The organism is Paraburkholderia diazotrophica, from assembly GCF_900108945.1.
GTDB lineage: Bacteria > Pseudomonadota > Gammaproteobacteria > Burkholderiales > Burkholderiaceae > Paraburkholderia > Paraburkholderia diazotrophica.
On sequence record NZ_FNYE01000001.1, the window covers coordinates 370946 to 388233 of the forward strand.

Consider the following 17288-nt stretch of genomic DNA (forward strand, 5'->3'; position numbering starts at 1 on the left):
TCCTCTTTATGCCGTCTTGATGGGCATCTCGTTGAGCGCGAGCGCGCCGGATTGCGGCGCCACTTCCACGCGCCGCCAGCCCAGCCCGTGATACGGCTCCGACGCGTCCCACGGCACGGGCAGCTTTTTCGCTTGAGACATCGCGGGCGGCAGCGGGAACATCAGCGAGCGCGCCGCGTGATGCGCGATGCCGCCTGTCATCATGTGATGCTCCTGATGGATGTGCCCGTAGAACACGGTCACGTACTTGCGCCGGCTCAGCACATCGATCACCTGCGCGCCGTCACGCGTCGCCCAGTCCCATTGCGGCGCGAGATCGAAGAGCGGCCGGTGCGTGAAGAGCACGATGCGCGCGTCCTGCGGCTGGCGGTCGAGATCGGCGGCGAGCCACGCGATCTGTTCCGCGCCGACGCGGCCCGCCGGGTCCGACACGTTGTCGAGCGTGATGAAGTGCACGCCCTTGTGATCGAATGTGTAGTGCGTCTGCCCGAAATGCTCCTTGTACGCGGCGCCCGCATCAAGGCTCGCGTCGTGTTCGCCCGGCATCAGATAGAGCGGCTTCACCTTCAATTGCGCGACGATCTGCTGGAACTGGCGCATGCGCTCGTGGCGCACGGCGGGGTCGTCGGTGGTGTGGGTGAGATCGCCTGTGAAGATCACGAAATCGGGCGGCGCGGGCAGCGCGTTCACGGCAGCGATCGCCTTGGGCAGCGTGCCCTTCGGATCGGGGTTGACGCCGGGGCCTTCGAAACCCCAGTGGGCGTCGGAAAGCTGGACGAAGTAGAAATCGTCGTCGCGCCCGTAGGTGAAGCCGGGCAGCGCCGATGCGAATGCCGCGCCGCCGACGGCCGCAAGCCGCAGGAAATCACGCCGGCTCAAGCCTTCCCGCCGGTTTGGGTCTTTCAGATCGTTTTGCATGGGGAACCTCGTGAGTTAGGGACTCGTCTGCTGTACCGCGCGGCACCGCTTTCTATTCCCGGTTTCATTTTTTTCGGCGCGCGAAAAAAGCCAGGAATCAAAAGCCGGGAATAAACTGGACTGGAGACGGGTATTGCAGCCGTGAGGTCTGGGCGAGCCTGGAGGGATCGGTGACTGAGACGGAAAAACCTGCTGCCGCAGGCGATGCCGGCGATACATGTGACGCGGGCGCCGAGGCGGCGCGCAGTCTGCGCTTTCAGCAGATGGCGCTGCCGCATCTCGATGCCGCGTACAACCTGGCGCGCTGGCTATGCGGCAACCCGAACGACGCCGATGACGTCGTCCAGGAAGCGTTCATGCGCGCGTTCCGCTTCTTCGACACGTTCCACGGCGAGACGGCGCGGCCGTGGCTGCTCGCGATCGTGCGGCGCACCTGGTACACGGAATGGCGGCGGCGCTCGGGCGTGCACGCGACGGTCGAATTCGACGAGAACCTCGACGACGAGACGTTCGAGGGCTGGAGCGCGAACTCGCCCGATCCGGAAACGCTGATGATCCGCGACGAGGACACGCGGCTCGTGCACGAAGCGCTCGAGCAGTTGTCCGTCGAATATCGCGAGGTGCTGATCTTGCGCGAACTGGAGGAGTTGAGTTACCGCGAGATCGCGACGATTGCGGACTTGCCCGTGGGCACCGTGATGTCGCGGCTCGCGCGAGGGCGTCGAAAGCTCGCGACGGTGTTGACGTCGTTGCTCGCGCAGGGCAGCGCGCGGACGGCAAGCGGCGCGCGCGGGGGCGGCGCCGCGCGGCGTACGCCCGACGGCGCCGGCGATGTGCCGGGGGCGCGGCCCGCGCTGCGCTCGTCGGCTCAGCCGGCGGGGCCGGCGGGCCTGGCGGGTCTGGCACAGGGCGGCGCTTCTGCCGGTGCGCCCGACGGTCCGCGCAAAACCGAAAGCGGCTGGTTGCCGCACGCTCCCGGCGCGTTGCCGGGCGGAATCGCAAAGGAGGCGCCAGATGGACTGTAACGAAGCGCGGCCGCTTCTCGATGCGAATGCGGACCATGAACTCACGCCGCCGCAATCGCTTGACGTGCAGCGGCATATCGAAAGCTGCGAGGCTTGCCGGAGGGAAAGCGAAATGGTGCGGGCGATGAAGGGCGCGGTGCGCACGGCGGCCTATCACCGCGCGCCCGACGAGTTGCGCGCCAGGATCACGGCGGCGCTGCCTCCCGTTGACGTCGCCGAGCCGCAATGGCGGGCGCGCGAGAGCGACCGGCAAGCGGAGCCGCGCGCGAGGCGCCGCAAAGGCTGGCTCGACTGGCTGCGGCTGCCGCAGGGCGGCGGCTTCGGGGCGCTGGCGGGCGAGGGCGGTGTGAACGGATCGGGGAATCTGGCTGGCGGCCGGGCGGGAAGTGGTGCGGGAAGTGGCGCCGGAAGTGGAATCGGGTGGCACGCGGGCACGGCCTGGCGCGGCGGTTTCGCGCTCGCGCTGTGCGCGCTTGTCGCGGCGGGAATCGCCGTGACGCTGCACCGCGCGGGCGACGCGACGCCGTTCGTCGATCAACTGGTCGCGAGCCATGTGCGCGCGCAACTGTCGGGGCACGATATCGACGTCGTATCGTCGGATCAGCACACGGTGAAGCCGTGGTTCAACGGCAAGCTCGACTACGCGCCGCCCGTCGAGGATCTGGCGGCGAGCGGGTTTCCGCTGGCGGGCGGACGGCTCGATTACATCGGACATCGGCGGGTGGCGGTGCTCACGTACCGTCACGCGAAGCACGTGATCGACGTCTACGTGTTTCCCGAGGACGATCCGGCGGCCGGCAAGCCCGGCCCGGCGCTCGTGCGCGACGGGTACGCGCTTGCCCGCTGGCGCGACGACGGCATGATGTGGTGGGCCGTCACCGACGCCACGCCCGAATCGCTAACGGCGCTGCAAGCGGCGCTGAGCGCACGTCTGCACGGGGAAGCGCCCGGCGCGCCGTATCCGGGCAGTTGAGCGCCGGCCTGGCAGGCAACCGGGGACTGTCCGATTCCCTAAGCCCTTGAAAACACGCCTGAATCGGCACTGCACTGCGCGCTTTATGTTGCAAACAGTGTCGATTCAGGTTATAGTTTCCGGCTTCTCACTTGCCACACCGGTTCCGACGCCCGGGTGGCTTCAATCCACAAGGAGTGTGTAATGCGTCATTACGAAATCGTATTCATCGTGCACCCCGATCAGAGCGAGCAAGTGCCCGCAATGATCGAGCGCTACAAGGCCACGATCACGTCGCACGGTGGCCAGATCCACCGTATCGAAGACTGGGGCCGTCGCCAGCTGGCCTACATGATCGAGAAACTCGCGAAGGCTCACTACGTCTGCATGAACATCGAATGCGACCAGACCACGCTCGACGAGCTGGAACACGCGTTCAAGTTCAACGACGCCGTTCTGCGTCACCTCATCGTCAAGATGAAGAAGGCCGAAACCGGCCCGTCGCCGATGATGAAGGAAGTGCAGCGCGAAGAAGCCAAGAAGGCGGCTGCAGCGCAGTCGACGGAAGCGCAGGCTTAAAGCAGAACCGTTAAGCCATCAGAGTCACGCGCCGCTCATTGGTACGCTACGCGGACATCCCGGAAGGAACCGATGAACCGGCTGCAACTCACGGCAAGCGTCGTCGAACGCGAACCGGTGCGGTACACCCCCGCCGGCGTTCCGATTGCAGGCTGTACGTTGCAACATCGCACGCAGGTCGTCGAAGCGGGCATTGCCCGAACTGTCGAGCTGACCATGCAGGCAGTAGCGGCCGGCGAAGCGAGCGGCAGGCTGGAACGGATTGAAATGGGCGTCGATACGCTCTTCACCGGCTTCCTGGCGAAGAAAAGCCGCAACGCGAGAACTCTGGTGTTTCACATCACAGAATTGCAGGACATTGGAAAGGACTGAACATGGCCCGCCCCACTGGTAAGAAATTCGACAAGCGTCGTCAGCAACAAAACCCGCTCTTCAAGCGCAAGAAGTTCTGCCGCTTCACGGCAGCTGGCGTCGAACAGATCGACTACAAGGACATCGATACGCTGAAGGACTTCATCGGCGAAAACGGCAAGATCACGCCGGCGCGTCTCACGGGTACCAAGGCCCACTACCAACGCCAGCTGGACACGGCTATCAAGCGCGCGCGTTTCCTCGCGCTGATGCCGTACACCGACCAGCACAAGGCCTAACCCGACGACGCCACAAGGAGCATCCGAATGCAAATCATTCTTCTCGAAAAAGTCGCGAACGTCGGCAACCTGGGCGACATCGTCAAGGTGAAGGACGGCTATGCACGTAACTTCCTGATCCCGAACAAGAAGGCTCGCCGCGCAACGAAGGAAGCGATCGCCGAATTCGAAGTTCGCCGCGCAGAACTGGAAAAGAACGCCGCTGAAAAGCTGGCGGCTGCCCAGGCTCAAGGCGAAAAGCTGGCTGGCCTGACGCTGCAGATCGCGCAGAAGGCCGGCGTCGACGGCCGTCTGTTCGGCTCGGTGACGAACGCCGACATCGCCGACGCGCTGACCAAGCAAGGCTTCGTCGTGGAAAAGGCGCAAGTGCGTCTGCCGGAAGGTCCGCTCAAGCTGGTGGGCGACCACCCCGTGCACGTTTCGCTGCACACGGACGTCACCGTCGACGTCACGGTGTCGGTGCTGGGCGAGCACGTCTAAGCTGCACGCGTAGACAGGATGTGAGGTCGTCGGGAAGTTTCCGGCGACGAGGGCAGGGGCCGGGAAACCGGCCTCTGCCTTTTTTATTGTTCGCAATCGTTGTTTACGCGCCCGGGTGTTCGCTGTCGAACGCTTTGCTGCTGTTCTCCATTTGCTTGATAATTCCACCCCATGAACGCACCGTCGAAAGATCCTCAACTCGAGTCGCTGAAAGTCCCGCCCCATTCCATCGAGGCCGAGCAATCGGTGCTGGGCGGTCTGCTGCTCGACAACGGCGCATGGGACCGCATCGCCGACTTCCTCGCGCAAAGCGATTTTTACCGCTACGACCACCGCATCATTTTCGAGCACATCGGCCGGCTGATCGCGGCGACGCGTCCCGCCGACGTCGTGACCGTCTACGAAGCGCTGACCACGTCCGGCAAGGCGGAGGAGGTCGGCGGGCTCGCGTACCTGAACGCGCTCGCGCAGAACACGCCGAGCGCCGCGAACATCCGGCGCTATGCCGAAATCGTGCGCGACCGCGCGGTGCTGCGCCGGCTCGTGTCGGTGGCGGACGAGATTTCCGCCGACGCCTTCAACCCGCAAGGCAAAGAGGTCCGCCAGCTGCTCGACGAGGCGGAGTCGAAGGTATTCTCGATCGCGGAAGACGGTGCGCGCGGCACGCAGGGCTTCCTGGAAATCGGGCCGCTGCTCACGCAGGTCGTCGAGCGCATCGACACGCTGTACCACACGGCCAACCCGAGCGACGTGACGGGCACGCCGACAGGCTTCGTCGATCTCGACCGGATGACGTCCGGCATGCACGGCGGCGAGCTGATCATCGTGGCGGGACGTCCGTCGATGGGTAAGACGGCGTTCTCGATGAACGTCGGCGAATACGTGGCTGTCGAGTACGGGCTGCCCGTCGCCGTGTTCTCGATGGAAATGCCGGGCACGCAGCTGATCATGCGGATGCTCGGCTCGGTCGGCCGGCTCGACCAGCACCGGATGCGCACGGGCCGCCTGACCGACGAAGACTGGCCGAAGCTCACGCACGCGGTGCAAAAGATGAGCGAGGCGCAGATCTTCATCGACGAAACGGGCGGCCTGAACCCGATGGAACTGCGCTCGCGCGCGCGGCGCCTGTCGCGCCAGTGCGGCAAGCTCGGTCTGATCATCATCGACTACCTGCAGCTGATGAGCGGCTCGTCGACGGGCGAAAACCGCGCAACGGAAATTTCGGAAATCTCGCGTTCGCTGAAAAGCCTCGCGAAAGAACTCGACGTGCCCGTGATCGCGCTGTCGCAGCTGAATCGCGGTCTGGAGCAGCGTCCGAACAAGCGCCCCGTGATGTCGGACTTGCGCGAGTCGGGTGCAATCGAACAGGACGCGGACGTGATCCTCTTCATTTACCGCGACGAGGTGTACAACCCGGACAGCCCCGACAAGGGCACCGCCGAGATCATCATCGGCAAGCAGCGTAACGGTCCGATCGGACCCGTTCGCCTCACGTTTCATGGCCAATTCACGAAGTTCGATAATTTTGCGGGTCCACAGAACTTCTATGGCGGCGAGTAGCACAACTTCGCGCGAACGGGAAAACCGGGTTGCACTTCCCGTTGCGCGCGCGCCTAAAACGCGGCGACGCGCCGCACTGAAAGTGGTCCCTAACGGTACAATATTGCCGTTTTATGACAGCCTCACCGTGACCACTTTCCGGGGACCCAATGTTTGGTCGATTCATGCCCACCGAGGGCAAATTTTTTGAAATTTTCAACGCTCACGCGAAGCACATCGTCTCGGGTAGCCGGGAACTCGAACTCCTGATCGATAACCTCGGCGATGCCGAGATCCACAAGCAAAACGTGCAGACGGCCGAAAAAGCGGCCGACAAACTAACGCACGAAACGATCGATCTGCTGCACAAGACTTTCATTACGCCGCTCGACCGCGACGAGATCCACAAGCTGATCACCACGATGGACGACATCCTCGACCTGATGGAGGACGTCGCGACAGCCATTTCGCTGTATGACGTGCGCGCCGTCACGTCGGAGGCGAGCCAGCTCGCTCATATCTCGACGGCGACCTGCGAACGCGTGCAGGCGGCCGTCGGCATGCTGTCGGACATGAAACAGGCGCGCGAAATCCTGAAGGCCTGCGAAGACATCGACCGTCTGGAATCGGAAGCCGACCGCGTGCTGCGCTCGGCGATGTCAAAGCTTTTCCGCGAAGAAGACGACGTCAAGACGCTGATCAAACTGAAGGCGATCTACGAGCTGCTCGAGTCGATCACCGACAAGTGCGAGGACGTGGCGAACATCATCGAAGGCATCGTGCTGGAAAACGCGTAATGCATTCGATACAACTCGCCATCTGGGCGGTCGCGACGCTCGTCGTCGTCGCGCTCGTTTTCGACTTCATGAACGGTTTTCACGACGCGGCGAACTCGATCGCCACCGTGGTTTCGACGGGCGTGCTGAAGCCGCAACAGGCCGTCGCGTTCGCGGCCGCATTCAACGTCATCGCCTATTTCATCTTTCACCTGAAAGTTGCGCAGACGGTAGGCAAGGGCACGATCGATCCCGCGATCGTCGATCACTACGTCGTGTTCGGCGCGCTGGTCGGCGCGATTGGGTGGAACATCGTCACGTGGTACTACGGCATTCCGTCGAGTTCGTCGCACGCGCTGATCGGCGGGCTGGTCGGATCGGCGCTCGCGAAATCGGGCTGGAGCGCGCTCAACTGGGACGGGCTGCTCAAGACCATCACGTTTATCATCGTGTCGCCGCTGCTCGGCTTCGTGCTCGGCTCGTTCTTCATGCTGATGGTGTCGTGGCTCTATTTCCGCACGCCGCCGAGCAAGGTCGACCGGCGCTTCCGCCGCTTGCAGCTGCTGTCGGCGGGGCTCTACAGTCTCGGCCACGGCGGCAACGACGCGCAGAAGACGATCGGCATCATCTGGATGCTGCTGATCGCAACCGGCTATGCTTCGGCGACGGGCGACGCGCCGCCGCTGTGGGTGATCGGCGCGTGCTATCTGTCGATGGGTCTCGGCACGCTGTTCGGCGGCTGGCGCATCGTACGGACGATGGGACAGAAGATCACGAAGCTCAAGCCCGTCGGCGGCTTTTGCGCGGAGGCGGGTGGCGCGATCACGCTGTTTCTCGCGTCGTTCCTCGGCATTCCTGTTTCCACCACGCATACGATCACGGGCGCGATCGTCGGCGTCGGCGCGACGCAGAAGCTGTCGGCCGTGCGCTGGGGCGTGGCGGGCAATATCGTCTGGGCGTGGGTGCTGACGATTCCGGCGTCGGCTGTGCTCGCGGCGGCCGGCTGGTGGCTCGGTCACCGCTTCCTGTAAGGCTTCAAAAGCGGGCCTTCAAAAGCGGGCCTTCGAAAGCGGGCCTTCAAAAGCGGCGCGCCGCGACGGGCGCGCCGCCGCGCTCAGATCAGCGGCGCGTTGCCTCCGTCCATCGGGACGATCGCGCCCGTCACATAGCTCGCGCGGCGGCTCGCCAGAAAGAGCGCGACATCCGCAATTTCCTCCGGCTTTGCAAAGCGCCCGAGCGGCACGCGCGCTTCGCCGCGTGATAGCGCCTCGGCGGGCTGGATGCCTTCGCGCGACGCTTCCAGTTTCAGCGCTTCCTCGACGCGATCCGTCAGCGTCGCCCCCGGATTGATCGCGTTGATGCGTATGCCATAGCGCGCGTAATAGTGCGCGAGGCCGACGGTGGCGAGCATCAGCGCCGCGTTCGCCGCGCCGCCCGCGATGTGAATGTCGCTCGCGATCTTGCCGCCCATGCCGATGATATTGACGATCGTGCCAGGCTCTTTCGCCGCGCCGGACTTCACGCGCTCGGCCATGCGCTTCAGCACTTCCTGCTGCGGGTAGATGTACGGGAAGTATTTGGCTTCCATCGTCGCCTTGAACGCGTCGGCGTCCAGCGTTTCGGGATCGTAGCGGCGCGCGGCACCCGCGCTGTTGATCAGGATGTCGATCGGGCCGACGGCGCCCGTCGCCTCCTCGACAACATCGGTGGCGCTGTGCGGTTCGCGAAGGTCGGCGCGCGTCAGATGGATGTGCAGCCCTTCGCTCGCAAGCTGCTCGCGGGCGCGGGCAAGATTGGCGGGGTCGCGCGAAACGATCGCGACTTTCGCGCCTTCCATCGCGAACGCGCGCGCGCATGCGAGACCAATGCCCTTGCTGCCGCCCGTCACCAGGACCACTTTGTCTTTGAGTCCGAGATCCATCGTCGTCACCCGCCATCAGAGAAATATCAAAAACGATAGCAGAGGTGCGGCGAGGCGGGTGGCGAATCGGCCGGCGGCGGTTTGGTCACATTGTGGGATTCGCGATCAATCGCGTGCCTGTGACGGCTGGTGGGCGCCCGTCAGACACGCGATCAAGTGCGATCAGTAGCTGCCGTTGGCAAAGCCTGCGATGGGGTCGTCGTTCGTGTGCGTCGGGGCTGGAACGGGGCGCGAAGCGGTCGACGCACGCATGATCTGCACGCCGCCCGAATCCGTCGACGGTTGTATGTCGCTGGCCTGGCGGGCTTGGCGGGCCTGGCGCGCCGCGATGGCGGCGGGCGGAGGCGGTTCGTAGGCATCGGCGGCGATGTCGATCGCGTCGGGCGCTTGTTGAGCGTCGGCGGGCGCCGTCGAAGCGGCGGCAGCCGGTGATACCGCGCCTGCCGCGCGCGCCTGCCTCTGCGCCGCGCTCATCCCCGGAGGCGGCGGTTCGAACGGATCGGCGGAAGCGGCGGCCGTCGTGGGCGGCGCGACGGCCATGTTCCTCGACTGCGAGGGCTGCTGCGCGGCATACGCGCTACCCGGCTTGTCTCCATTGGCGGCGGCGTTGGGGCTCGCTGCTTCACGCTGCGTGCTCGCGGTGTCGTAAACCGCCGCCGGCTTCGACGGCGCGACAGTCGCAACGGTGCGTGCAGTGGGCGCAGGCGCTGCAGCCTGATAGCCCGGCGCATCGAACGGCGTCGTCGGCTTGCTCAGCGCCGGCGCGACACGCCGTATGCCGTCGAAGCGCTTCGCCCAGTACGGATTGGTCAGATAGTCGAGCCGCACGGTGCCGCCCGTCGATGGCGCGTTGACGAAGCGCAGCTTGCCGACATAGATCCCGACGTGCGAATGCGGCCGTCCCGTCGTGTTGAAGAAAATCAGGTCGCCAGGCGCGATCTCATCCGGCTCGACGGATTCGCCACGCGAACTCATGTCGGCCGTCGTGCGTGGCAGATTCACGGATGCCGCCCGCTGCACCACATAATGCACGAGGCCGCTGCAATCGAAGCCGCTATCCGGCGTATTGCCGCCCCAGCGGTACGGCACGCCGACGAGGCCCATCGCCTGAATCGAGATTTCTTCGCGCCCGATGCTGTGATCGACGAAATGAGGGAGGCCCGGCGGCGTGGTCCGATACGCATCGCCAGACGACGCATACGACCCGCCCGAGCCGCGCACGGTCTTCTGCGGCGCGCCGGAGCAGGCGGCGAGCAGGGCGGCGATGAGCAGTGACAGCGCGAGGCGGAGCATGAAAGCGAAGCCGGGCGACGACGCCCCGGCAATGGCCGACGATGCCCGATGGTAGCCCTTGCTACGGGCCTCCGGCAAGAATTCTTGAGAAATGACTTGAAGTTTACGCGCTAAATGTTGCGTCGCGCGAACGGCATGCGCTCAGATTGCCCAACAACCGGGGATTCAACGCGCGTACCCGCGCAGGCGACTCGCCAGGAAAAAGCCAGGAAAGCAAAGAAAGCCAAGAAAAAACCGCTTCCGGCAGCAACCGGAAGCGGCTTCGAAAACGGCTTAAACCCCGCGGCTTCGAAATCCAGCGAAGCGCGTCAGAGAATGTCGGAGGCGTAGTCCGCAAGCCGCGAGCGCTCGCCGCGCGCGAGCGTCACGTGGCCGCTGTGCGCCCAGCCCTTGAAGCGATCGACGACATACGTGAGGCCCGAGCTGCCTTCCGTCAGATACGGCGTATCGATCTGCGCGATGTTGCCGAGGCAGATGATCTTCGTCCCTGGGCCCGCGCGCGTGACGAGCGTCTTCATCTGCTTGGGCGTCAGGTTCTGCGCCTCGTCGATGATCAGATACTTGTCGACGAACGTGCGTCCGCGCATGAAGTTCATGCTCTTGATCTTCAGGCGCGAGCGGATCAGCTCCTGCGTGGCTGCGCGGCCCCATTCGCCCGCCGCGTCGTCGGTCTTCTGCAGCACTTCGAGGTTGTCGTCGAATGCGCCCATCCACGGCTGCATCTTTTCCTCTTCGGTGCCGGGCAGGAAACCGATGTCTTCGCCGACGGGCACCGTCGCGCGCGTCACGATGATCTCGTTGTAGCGCTTGTCGTCGAGCACCTGCGCGAGGCCCGCGGCGAGCGCGACCAGCGTCTTGCCCGTGCCGGCCTGGCCGAGCAGCGTGACGAAGTCGATTTCCGGGTTCATCAGCAGATTCAGCGCGAAGTTCTGCTCGCGGTTGCGCGCCGTGATGCCCCACACGTTGTTCTTGTGGTGGCCGTAGTCGCGTAGCGTCTGCAGCAGCGCCGTCTTGCCGTTCAGCTCGCGCACGAGCGCGTGGAACGCCGGTTCGCCGTTCTGCGGTTCCAGATAGACGAACTCGTTGACGAGCATCGACGCGCACAGCGGGCCCGTCACGCGGTAGTACGTGGTGCCCGTCTTGGTGTCCTGCCAGCTTTCCATGCCCTTTGCGTGCTTCGTCCAGAAGTCCTGCGGCAGCTGACGGATGCCCGAGTAGAGCAGGTCCTTGTCCTCGAGAACCTGGTCGTTGAAGTAGTCCTCAGCGGGCAGGCCGAGCGCGTGCGCCTTGATCCGCATGTTGATGTCTTTCGACACCAGCACGACCTGGCGGTCCTGCCGGTCGCGCTGCAGCGCGCGCACGACGCCGAGAATCTGGTTGTCGGCCTTGCCTTGCGGCAGGCCTTCGACGGGCTCGATGTCCGTGAGCTTGGTCTGGAAATACAGGCGTCCCAACGCTTCGAGGCTGCCCAGGCGCGCGAGGGGGATGCCTTCCGCCATCTCGCCCGCGTTCGCGACGAGCGAATCCAGCGTGCGGCTGACCTGGCGTGCGTTGCGCGCGACTTCCGACATCCCCTTCTTGTGATTGTCGAGCTCCTCCAACGTCATCATGGGCAGATAGACGTCGTGTTCCTCGAAGCGGAAGAGGCACGTCGGATCGTGCATCAGCACATTGGTATCGAGCACGAACAGCTTGCGGATTTCGGCTTCCGCGCCACGCGTCACGCGTTTTTTCGTGCCGGCGCGCGTTGGAGTCGCAGGCGCGGCGGTTTGCGCTTCGGCTTCGGCGGAACCCTTGCCGCGGCGCGCGACGACGGGCGCAATCGCCTCGTCGTCTTCAGCGGACACGGACGGCACCGGCTGCAGCAACGCGGACGTCTGCTTTGCCTTGCGGCTGCGCGACGGCGCAGCCTCGGGTAACGCGGAGGCAGAAGACGCGGCGATCGGCGGGACGGGACGCAGGGTGGTTGCGGCGTTGGCCGCGTGCGTCATCGGTGTGGCGACATTGGCGCGGCCGAATTCGGCCGATGCGGCTTGCTCCCCTTCATGCGCCTGTTTTCGAGCAGGTTTGGCAGGCTTGGCCTTGTATTCATCAGGCGGCAACAGATTGCCGAGCTTGCTGGGTGGGGTAGGCAAAGGCATGGTTTCCCTCAAGTAAATCGGGTCACAGTTCTTCGCCGCCTGCCGCAAACTGTCGTGCATCGTGTGCTCGCAATTTGCGTCCGGTGGCGCGTGTCGGATTAGTAATGCCGGTTCGCCTGATTTTCGATCGGCTCCTTGACGAAAGTGCGCTGCGAACGACGCGAACTGCTGCGCGCAATTAAAAAAGCCGCCGCCCCGACAAACGGGGCAAGCGGCTCGACTAGGGTGATCGCATCACGCCTGATGACTCGCCTCATTGCCGTGCCGTCAGCGACGACAAAGACGCGATCTGCAGCGCAACTGCGCGAAAAATTAGATGAACAGGCACTCATTGCGGCCCAATATAACGCGCCTCAAAGCGCTTGTACAGCCTCCAGAATCTCGTCGACGTGGCCCGGCACCTTGACGCCGCGCCATTCGCGGCGCAGCACGCCTTCACCGTCGATGACGAATGTGGAGCGCTCAATACCCCGTACTTCTTTGCCATACATTTTCTTCATTTTCATGACGCCGAAGAGCGTGCACAGCGTTTCGTCAGGGTCCGATACCAAGGTAAACGGCAGCTCGAGCTTGGCCTTGAAGTTATCGTGCGAACGCACGCTGTCGCGCGACACGCCGACGATCTCCGCACCCGCCTTCCTGAACTTCGGATACAGGTCGCGGAACTGCAGGCCTTCCGTCGTGCAGCCCGGCGTGTTGTCTTTCGGATAGAAATACACGACGACCTTCTTTCCGCGCAGGCCGGACAGCGTAAAGTCGCCGCCCGTTGCGGGGGCGGTGAAGTCGGGAACGGATTGATCGACTGCGATGGGCACGTGGTCCTCCGGTTGTTATCGTGATCGGCAGCTGCGATGACGCGGTCTGCCTGAACGCTTTCTTCTGGGTTGCTTGGGTGCTTCGGGGCGGCTCCCGGACAGGAGCGCTGCGTGACGTGCCGGCCGGTTTCTGCTGGCGGTCGCAGGCTTGCAAAACGGGCTTGCAAATCACGTAGGCGCGCAATCGGCAGACGACAAACGATGCGCACCTCGTCGCATGGCTAGTCGGGCTGAACGATCAGCTCGCCGGAGCGGCCCGGAATCTCGCCCCACGTCACAGGGTACGACGGCAGTGTGTCATGGTCTAGCGCGGCGTGATAATCGCCCATTGTCGCGAACGTGTGGCCTTGCGCACGCCAGCCGGCAAGCAGCTGCTCGAACACGGGCGCGAGCTTCTGGCCTTCGAGTTCCGCGTGCAGCGTGAACACCTGGTCGTGCGGGTTGTTCTCGGTGCGCTTGAGCAGCCACGCGGCGACGTTGTCCGTGTCGATGCCGTCAATGCCCAGCACTTCGTCGAGCGTCGGCAGCGTGGTCGGCATCTGTACATGCGAGAGCGTGCGGCCGCCGACGACGGGGAAGTACGGCGTATGTCCGCGCCCATCTGACGCGTAATGCATGCCCCATGCGTCGATCTGCTCGAACGCGTGTCCGTTCATCTGCCAGCCGGCCGCGCCGTGCGTGACGGGCGGCATGCCGAAGATGTCGACGAAACGGTCATGGCTCTTCTGCATCTGCGCGACGGTCCAGTCGCGCGGACGCGAACGCACGTTGTCCTGCCAGTAGACGTGATCCCACGTATGAATGCCGCATTCGAAGCCGGCTTCGTGGATCGCGCGCATTTCCGAGCGGGCGCGCGCGCCGATGTCCGGTCCGGGCAAGAGCACGCCGTACATCAGCTGCTTCACGCCGTAATGCTCGACCACGGAAGTGCGCGACACCTTCTTCAGAAAGCCCGGCCGCAGCACACGCCGCATCGCCCAGCCCGTGTGGTCGGGACCGAGGCTGAAGAGGAACGTGGCGCGCGCCTTGTAGCGGTCGAAGATGCGCGCGAGATTCGGCACGCCTTCACGCGTGCCGCGCAGCGTATCGACGTCGATCTTCAGGACGATCAAGGCCAAGAGCGCCAGCCCTTACTGTTGTTCGACGAGCGCGCGAGCCTCGGCGACATGGCCGCGGTACGCTTCGAAAATCTTGCGCAGTGCTTCGTCGAACGTCGACTGCGGCGCCCAGGCGAGTTCCTGCATCGTGTTGTCGATCTTCGGCACGCGATTCTGCACGTCCTGATAGCCCGCGCCGTAGTACGCACCCGACGACGTCTCGACGAGCTGCACCTTTTTCGCCGAATCCGCGTACTCCGGGAATTCGGCCGCAAGCGCAAGCATCTTGTGCGCGAGCTCGCGCACCGAGAAGTTGTTCTTCGGATTGCCGATGTTATAGATCTTGCCCGTCGCGACGCCGCCCTTGTTCTCGATGATCTTCATCAGCGCGCTGATGCCGTCGTCGATATCGGTGAACGCGCGCTTCTGTGCGCCGCCGTCGACGAGGCTGATATTCTCGCCGCGCACGATGTGTCCGAGGAACTGCGTGACCACGCGCGAGCTGCCTTCCTTCGGCGTATAGATGGAGTCGAGGCCCGGGCCGATCCAGTTGAACGGACGGAACAGCGTGAAGTTGAGGCCCTCCATGCCGTAGCCCCAGATCACGCGGTCCATCAGCTGCTTCGAGCACGCGTAGATCCAGCGCGGCTTGTTGATCGGGCCGTAGGTGAGGGCGGACGCGTCCGGGTCGAACTGCTCGTCCGCGCACATGCCATAGACTTCAGAAGTGGACGGGAATACGAGGTGCTTGCCGTACTTCACGGCCGAACGCACGATGGGCAGGTTTGCCTCGAAGTCGAGCTCGAACACGCGCAGCGGCTGCTGCACATACGTCGCGGGCGTGGCGATGGCGACCAGCGGCAGGATCACGTCGCACTTCTTCACGTGATACTCGACCCACTCCTTGTTGATCGTGATGTCGCCCTCGAAGAAGTGCATGCGCTCGTGGTTGACGAGATCGCCGAGGCGCTCCGTCTGCATGTCCATGCCGAACACTTCCCAGTCGGTCGTTTCGAGAATGCGCTTGGACAGGTGATGGCCGATGAAGCCGTTCACGCCCAGAATCAGGACTTTTTTCATGCGTTACGGGAAGATTGAGTGAGCTGGGTGAATTCGGCGGGGGAGACGACGCGCTCGTTGCCGTCGCGCTGATGCCGCAATTCGTGGATGGCGATGACGCGGCCGTCGCCGCATGTCGCAAAAAAGGCATTATCGCCTACGTGGACGCCGGGCGGCAAATCCGCACCGGCCGCGCCGGGCTGCGCCAGTCGCGCCCGCGCAATGACGAAGCGCTCGCCGCCGATGTCCGTGAACGCGCCCGGATACGGCGGCGCGACGGCGCGAATCAGGTTGTAGACCTGCTGGCCGCTCTGGCTGAAGTCGATACGCCCGTCCTCGGGCTTGCGTCCGCCGAAATAGCTGCCGTGCGCGAGGTCGTTCGGCAGATGCGGCGCTTCGCCCGCGAGCAGCGCGGGCAGCGCGCGCCACAGCGTCTGCTCGGCGGCGACCGTCACCTTGTCGAACACCTGCGCGGCCGTGTCGTCGGGCAGGATGGGAACGGGCGTCTGCGCAATGATCGCGCCCGCGTCGGGCTTCGCGCCCATTTCGTGCAGCGTCGCGCCCGTTTCGGTTTCGCCGTTCAGCACGGCCCAGTTCGTCGGCACGCGTCCGCGATATTTCGGCAGCAGCGACCCGTGCACGTTGTACGCGCCGCGCGGCGCGACGGCGAGCAGATCGACGGGCAGCATGTGCCGGTAGTAGAACGAGAAGATGAAGTCGGGCTGCGCTTTGACGACGAGCGAGCGCAACGCCGGGCTCTTCGGATCGGCGGGCGTCACGACGGGGATGCCGTGCCCGGCGGCGACGGAGGCCACGCTGCCGAACCAGATGTTTTCGGTCGGACTGTCTTCGTGCGTAACGACGAGCGCGACGTCGACGCCGCGCGCGAGCAGCACCTGCAGGCAGCGCACGCCGACGTTGTGGTAAGCGAATACGACGGCGCGCGGCTTCATTTGCTCGGCCCCTGATCGGCGCTGATGGCCTGCGCCGATTGCGTCGACGGCCCGCCTTGCATGCCTTGCGCGCCCTGTCCGGCCGGCTGGCGAGGCTGCGGCGGCATGGGGTCGCCTTCGCGCAGCTCGAGAATGGTCTGCACCAGGTAGCGCGGACGCGCGCGCACCTGCTGATAGATTCGCCCGATGTATTCGCCGAGCAGTCCGAGCGCGAAGATGATCACGCCGAGCATGAAGAACGTGATCGCGAAGAGCGTGAACACGCCTTGCACTTCCGCGCCGATGATGAAGCGGCGAATCAGCAGCAGCACGAAGAGGGCCGCCGAGCCCATCGACAGGATCACGCCGATGAACGACAGCCATTGCAGCGGCACGACCGAGAAGCCTGTCACGAGGTCGAAATTCAGGCGGATCAGGCTGTAGAACGAATACTTCGATTCGCCCGCGAAGCGCTCTTCGTGCGCGACTTCGATCTCGACGGGATTCTGCGCGAACGTGTACGCGAGCGCGGGGATGAACGTGTTGATTTCGCCGCAGCGGTTGATCGTGTCGATGATATGGCGGCTGTACGCGCGCAGCATGCAGCCCTGGTCGGTCATCTTGATGCGCGTGATGCGCTCGCGCAGGCGGTTCATCGCGAGCGACGCCTTGCGCCGCCACAGGCTGTCCTGGCGCTGCATGCGGATCGTGCCGACATAGTCGAAGCCTTCGCGCATCTTTGCGCACAGCTTGCCGATTTCTTCAGGCGGATTCTGCAGGTCGGCGTCGAGCGTGACCACGATCTCGCCACGCGACTGCTCGAAGCCCGCGAGAATCGCCATGTGCTGCCCGTAGTTGCCGTTCAGCAGAATCACGCGCGTGGTGTCGGGGCGCGCGCGGAACTGCTCCGCGAGCATCGCCGCCGACCGGTCGCGGCTGCCGTCGTTGATGAAGATCACCTCGTAGCTCGTGCCAAGCGCGTCGAGGGCCGGGTACAGGCGCGAGAACAGCGCGCCGAGTCCCTCCTCCTCGTTGTACACGGGGATGATGACCGAGAGTTCGGGGGCGACCGGGCGTGGGTCCGTGTGATTCATTTCCGCTGGGTTTCCGC

18 protein-coding genes are annotated in these 17288 nt (G+C 64.5%); 9 read left to right on the plus strand and 9 right to left on the minus strand.

Going from position 1 to position 17288, the window contains the following annotated elements; all coding sequences use genetic code 11:
* Positions 1–6 precede the first annotated feature (6 nt).
* Positions 7–918 carry a metallophosphoesterase family protein gene (locus BMW76_RS01815; RefSeq protein WP_090862066.1) on the minus strand — a complete coding sequence of 304 codons (912 nt, stop codon included), beginning with the start codon at positions 916–918 and terminating at the stop codon, positions 7–9.
* A gap of 170 nt (positions 919–1088) precedes the next feature.
* On the opposite strand from BMW76_RS01815, the gene BMW76_RS01820 reads away from it, so the two are divergent.
* The 9 genes from BMW76_RS01820 to BMW76_RS01860 all read left to right on the plus strand — a co-directional run bounded on the left by BMW76_RS01820 (position 1089) and on the right by BMW76_RS01860 (position 7950).
* Positions 1089–1943 carry an RNA polymerase sigma factor gene (locus BMW76_RS01820; protein WP_090862068.1) on the plus strand — a complete coding sequence of 285 codons (855 nt, stop codon included), beginning with the start codon at positions 1089–1091 and terminating at the stop codon, positions 1941–1943.
* On the plus strand, positions 1933–2916 hold the full coding sequence (locus BMW76_RS01825) for an anti-sigma factor family protein (RefSeq protein ID WP_090862070.1): 984 nt from the start codon (positions 1933–1935) through the stop codon (positions 2914–2916). Before BMW76_RS01820 ends, BMW76_RS01825 begins: the two co-directional genes overlap by 11 nt.
* A 183-nt stretch (positions 2917–3099) precedes the next feature.
* Complete coding sequence (rpsF, locus tag BMW76_RS01830) at positions 3100–3474, plus strand: 30S ribosomal protein S6 (RefSeq protein ID WP_090862072.1); 375 nt, start codon at positions 3100–3102, stop codon at positions 3472–3474.
* A 72-nt stretch (positions 3475–3546) separates the two neighbouring features.
* The gene (gene priB / locus BMW76_RS01835) at positions 3547–3846 is read left to right on the plus strand and encodes a primosomal replication protein N (protein ID WP_090862074.1); all 300 of its coding nucleotides are present in this window, start codon (positions 3547–3549) and stop codon (positions 3844–3846) included.
* Between the two features lie 2 nt (positions 3847–3848).
* Positions 3849–4124: a 30S ribosomal protein S18 gene (rpsR, locus tag BMW76_RS01840; RefSeq protein ID WP_087735833.1), complete on the plus strand. Its 276-nt coding sequence runs from the start codon at positions 3849–3851 to the stop codon at positions 4122–4124.
* A 27-nt stretch (positions 4125–4151) separates the two neighbouring features.
* On the plus strand, positions 4152–4604 hold the full coding sequence (gene rplI / locus BMW76_RS01845) for a 50S ribosomal protein L9 (RefSeq protein WP_090862076.1): 453 nt from the start codon (positions 4152–4154) through the stop codon (positions 4602–4604).
* Positions 4605–4775: 171 nt separating this feature from the next.
* Positions 4776–6164: a replicative DNA helicase gene (locus tag BMW76_RS01850; protein ID WP_090862078.1), complete on the plus strand. Its 1389-nt coding sequence runs from the start codon at positions 4776–4778 to the stop codon at positions 6162–6164.
* A 149-nt stretch (positions 6165–6313) separates the two neighbouring features.
* A complete protein-coding gene (locus tag BMW76_RS01855) occupies positions 6314–6940 on the plus strand; it encodes a DUF47 domain-containing protein (protein ID WP_090862080.1) in 627 nt (208 codons plus the stop codon).
* Complete coding sequence (locus BMW76_RS01860) at positions 6940–7950, plus strand: inorganic phosphate transporter (protein ID WP_090862082.1); 1011 nt, start codon at positions 6940–6942, stop codon at positions 7948–7950. Before BMW76_RS01855 ends, BMW76_RS01860 begins: the two co-directional genes overlap by 1 nt.
* A gap of 83 nt (positions 7951–8033) precedes the next feature.
* Here the strand turns inward: BMW76_RS01860 and BMW76_RS01865 are convergent, their stop codons facing one another.
* From BMW76_RS01865 to BMW76_RS01900, 8 genes are all read right to left on the minus strand, one after another.
* The gene (locus tag BMW76_RS01865) at positions 8034–8840 is read right to left on the minus strand and encodes an SDR family NAD(P)-dependent oxidoreductase (protein WP_090862084.1); all 807 of its coding nucleotides are present in this window, start codon (positions 8838–8840) and stop codon (positions 8034–8036) included.
* Between the two features lie 162 nt (positions 8841–9002).
* Entirely contained in the window at positions 9003–10133 is a 1131-nt protein-coding gene (locus BMW76_RS01870; protein ID WP_090862086.1) for a C40 family peptidase, read from the minus strand.
* Between the two features lie 308 nt (positions 10134–10441).
* On the minus strand, positions 10442–12274 hold the full coding sequence (locus BMW76_RS01875) for a PhoH family protein (protein WP_090862088.1): 1833 nt from the start codon (positions 12272–12274) through the stop codon (positions 10442–10444).
* A 353-nt stretch (positions 12275–12627) separates the two neighbouring features.
* Complete coding sequence (locus tag BMW76_RS01880) at positions 12628–13089, minus strand: peroxiredoxin (protein ID WP_090862090.1); 462 nt, start codon at positions 13087–13089, stop codon at positions 12628–12630.
* A gap of 221 nt (positions 13090–13310) precedes the next feature.
* Entirely contained in the window at positions 13311–14207 is an 897-nt protein-coding gene (locus BMW76_RS01885; RefSeq protein ID WP_090862092.1) for a polysaccharide deacetylase family protein, read from the minus strand.
* Between the two features lie 12 nt (positions 14208–14219).
* The gene (locus BMW76_RS01890; RefSeq protein WP_090862095.1) at positions 14220–15266 is read right to left on the minus strand and encodes a bifunctional UDP-4-keto-pentose/UDP-xylose synthase; all 1047 of its coding nucleotides are present in this window, start codon (positions 15264–15266) and stop codon (positions 14220–14222) included.
* The gene (locus BMW76_RS01895) at positions 15263–16198 is read right to left on the minus strand and encodes a formyltransferase (RefSeq protein WP_090862098.1); all 936 of its coding nucleotides are present in this window, start codon (positions 16196–16198) and stop codon (positions 15263–15265) included. The genes BMW76_RS01890 and BMW76_RS01895 overlap by 4 nt, the downstream gene beginning before the upstream one ends.
* A complete protein-coding gene (locus BMW76_RS01900; protein ID WP_245763096.1) occupies positions 16195–17271 on the minus strand; it encodes a glycosyltransferase in 1077 nt (358 codons plus the stop codon). The genes BMW76_RS01895 and BMW76_RS01900 overlap by 4 nt, the downstream gene beginning before the upstream one ends.
* Positions 17272–17288: the final 17 nt, after the last annotated feature.